Origin of the sequence: Arthrobacter sp. lap29 (assembly GCF_032458965.1) — a bacterium.
GTDB lineage: Bacteria > Actinomycetota > Actinomycetes > Actinomycetales > Micrococcaceae > Specibacter > Specibacter psychrochitiniphilus.
This window is the reverse complement of sequence record NZ_JAUCEK010000028.1, coordinates 1-2,289: the sequence shown is the minus strand read 5'-3', so window position 1 is coordinate 2,289 and position 2,289 is coordinate 1. Positions and strand designations below refer to the sequence as shown.

Here is a 2,289-nt window from a genome sequence, read left to right as displayed (position 1 = left end):
CTTGGTTTTGATTGCGTATTTGAGGATCAGGCTGGTGCCGGGGTAGCGGGTTTTGGTGCTGGTGAGGTGGGCGCAGAGTTCGGCGGCGGCAACGGTTTTGGCTGTGGTCGGTAGCGGGTCCAGGGTGATGGTGAGGTGGCCGGGCTCGGTCGTATCGATGTCGCCGGTTTGGTTGAACATTTGGCGCATGAGGGCGTGGGCTTCTTGGTTGGCGCGCCGGTATCCGGTGTTGGTGCGGATCTCCCTCGCGATCGTCATCGCGGTGTTGTAGGCGGCCATCCGGATCCCGGTGTGGATCATTTTCGTCTCGGTATCCAGTACTTGCTGGCCCGGGTTCAACTCCCCGAGGCGGAGCTTCGCCGGGATCTTCTTGTGGGCTTTCTCCGCAGCAATGAGCGTGTTCTCTGCTTCCCAGAGGGGGGCCATGGCTTGGTTGTGCATGGCGCTGGTGACCGTGACGAGAAGTTCTTTGGAGCCCTCTGCCGGGGATTTCAGGGCCATCAAGTTCGTCTCAGCGATCGCGGCCGCCTCGGCATGAGCATTCCGGGCGGCAACAACTTTTTGGTACGCCTTGGCCTTCGCCGGATTCGGCACCATCCGGTCTTCGTTGTCATCACTGGAGCTGTAGGAGTCGTGGGAGTCGAGCTCGAAATGCATCCGGGCGTAGCGGAACTGGTTCTCCTGCCGCCACCTATTGCCCATCCGATACACGACCTCCCCGGCCGAAAGGTCACGATCGGTGGTGAGGATGTGGATTTGCCTCGTCCCGCCACCGGTGGTACCCACGATGCGGCTGATCTGGCGGATGTTGAAGACTTCTCCCGTCTTCTTGGTCGTTGCTAGGGGCAGGTCAACGAGTGTGTCAGCGACCGACCATTTCCGTGTCTGTCCGTGTGCGTCGGTGTGGGAGACCACGGTGAACAGCTTCTCTTCGATGTCTTTGGTGGTGCCTTTGCGCCAGGTCAGCACGTCAAAACCGGCCGCATCCATGTGTTTGAACAGGGCCGGGGACCAGCCGCCCCTATCGAAACCGACCAGCACTCGCCGTTCGTCCCCGATCGCTGTGCGCAGTTCGGGCAGGAGGTCGCGCAGTTCCGCGGCTAGGGACGCCCCCGGGGCAGCCATGACAACGAACACTGGGGCGCCGTGGGCGTCGGTTACCCAGGTTTCCTCGGTCGCCGGGACCGGGAACTTGAGCCTCGTTGAGTAGATTTTCCCAACCTTTTTCGTGCCCTGGTAGGCGCGCACATGCCCGTCAACGTAAAGGATCGCAGCTAGGTTCCCACCGTCAGGACCGGTGCCGGCCAGATGGTGTTTAGCCAGGGCAGTGATCAGTTCCCCGGCTTTGCCGGTTTCGGCTAGTTGGCTGATCCGGCGGCGGATGGTTTTTACTTCCGGGGCCCGGTCCAACCCCAGCACCCGACCCAGCTCCACCGGGTCGAAGCGGGTGGCACCCTCGGCCCGAGCCTCCCCAGCCAGTGCCCGCAGCACACTATCAATCAGGATCGTTTCCAGGCCGTAGAAACCATTCGGCAAGGCCCCATACACTTGCCGAGCGCAGGCCAGCAGCCCGGTAGTTTCCAGGGCAGGGAAGGCCAGGAACAATCCGGCATGACGACCATGGGCGGACAGGGAAAACACCGGGGCCGCGCCTTCAAGCAGACCGGCGGCAGCACGCTCGGCAGTCCGGGGCGCCGGCGCTGGCAAGAGCGGCAGCTCAAACTGTTGCGCCGGTGCCGGTTCCAATACTTCGGGGACGCCCTCGGTCGCTGTTGTTTCTGCAGCGACGGTAGTGGCTTGTTCAGCAGCGATTTTCAGGGCCCGGCGGACGCTGAACTCAGAGACGCCGACCGCGTTGCCGACGGCCTGCTGGGACAGGCCACTTCTGCGTAGTTCAACGATCCTGGTGATGACAGTGTCGGTCAGTCGGGAAGCTTTCTTTGGGCCCTTCTTTTCCGGTACCAACGCGACAATGCCGCCCTCGGCCAGCAGTTGCTTCCATAACCAGACCGTTGACGGGGTGACGTCAAAGACGGCGGCGATCTCACCAACCCCGGCGACCTTCATCGCTGCCAGCTTCACCGCTGCCCAGCGGCGTCCGGCTTCATCGCCTGCATCCCAAGAAAAGGCCACCTGGCCGTGGAGGTAAACAGCCCCGCCAGTACCGTCTTTGACCATTGATCCGGCCAGGCCCAGCGGCACAGCATCCAAAGCCATCGCCACAGGAAGAGGAGGTTGAGCAGTCATAACACTCATCATTCCACCCTTCCAAGAGACCCGGTTTCTTGA

The 2,289-nt window shown here is 62.2% G+C and carries 1 protein-coding gene; it reads right to left on the bottom strand.

All coding sequences use genetic code 11. The features are described from left to right. A partial coding sequence (locus RY113_RS18320) for a putative transposase (RefSeq protein WP_315915816.1) occupies positions 1 to 2,247 on the bottom strand: 2,247 nt, incomplete at its 3' end. Positions 2,248 to 2,289: the final 42 nt, after the last annotated feature.